The 1,289-nt window shown below is 69.0% G+C and carries 1 pseudogene; it reads right to left on the reverse strand.

Features of this window, described 5'->3' with window-relative positions:
• Positions 1-423: 423 nt before the first annotated feature.
• Positions 424-1,289, reverse strand: a pseudogene (locus IF655_RS30835) (hypothetical protein); the annotation flags it as partial.

Genomic DNA, 1,289 nt, shown 5'->3' on the forward strand with positions numbered 1-1,289 from the left:
GGCGGGACCGGAAATACCCAGGGTGGAACTCAGGGTGGCGGAACTGGCAACACTCAGGGTGGAACTCAGGGTGGCGGAACTGGCAATACCCAGGGTGGCGGCACCGGAAATACCCAGGGCGGGACCCAGGGTGGGACCGGTAACACCCAGGGTGGAACCCAGGGCGGTGCCGGTAACACCCAGGGCGGGACCCAGGGCGGCGCGACCGTGCCGGTAGTCCCCACGACGCCCGTGACCTGACAGCAGAGCAATTCCGCGGTGGAACGACAACACCGCGCGTCGCATCACCAGACGCCGAAGTCGACACGACCCCACAGGGAAGAGAGGGAATCAATCATGCGGCACTCTCGGAGGCAGCAAATAGCGACCGCGATAGCGTCGGCGGCCATGGTGGGAGGCATCATCACCATCGGCGGCCCGGCCTCAGCGGCACCGGTATCGACTCCTTCCGGTACGACGCAGGCGCACCACCTGTCGCCAGAGAAGCCGAAGCCGTGCAAGCAGAAGCAGAAGAACTGCAAGGTCAGGGGCAATACCCAGGGCGGAACCCAGGGTGGGGCCAGAGGAAACACCCAGGGCGGGACCCAGGGTGGCGGCACTGGGAACACTCAGGGTGGGACCCAGGGCGGCGGCACCGGTAATACCCAGGGCGGGACCCAGGGTGGCGGCCGGGGCAACACTCAGGGCGGCACGCAGGGTGGCGGTACTGGGAACACCCAGGGTGGAACTCAGGGTGGCGGCACCGGGAACACTCAGGGCGGCACGCAGGGTGGCGGAACTGGCAACACTCAGGGCGGCACGCAGGGTGGCGGCACCGGGAACACTCAGGGTGGAACCCAGGGCGGTGGCACGGGTAATACCCAGGGCGGCACGCAGGGTGGCGGTACTGGGAACACCCAGGGCGGGACCCAGGGTGGCGGTACTGGGAACACCCAGGGCGGGACCCAGGGTGGCGGGACCGGCAATACCCAGGGTGGAACCCAGGGTGGCGGCACGGGCAACACTCAGGGTGGAACCCAGGGTGGCGGGACCGGCAATACCCAGGGCGGCACGCAGGGTGGCGGCACGGGCAACACTCAGGGCGGCACGCAGGGTGGCGGCACGGGCAACACTCAGGGCGGCACGCAGGGTGGCGGGACCGGGAACACTCAGGGTGGAACCCAGGGTGGCGGGACTGGCAACACTCAGGGTGGAACCCAGGGTGGCGGGACCGGCAACACTCAGGGTGGAACCCAGGGTGGCGGGACCGGCAACACTCAGGGTGGAACCCAGGGTGGCGGGACCGGCAA

Source organism: Streptomyces sp. DSM 110735 (assembly GCF_016482685.1).
Lineage (GTDB): Bacteria > Actinomycetota > Actinomycetes > Streptomycetales > Streptomycetaceae > Streptomyces.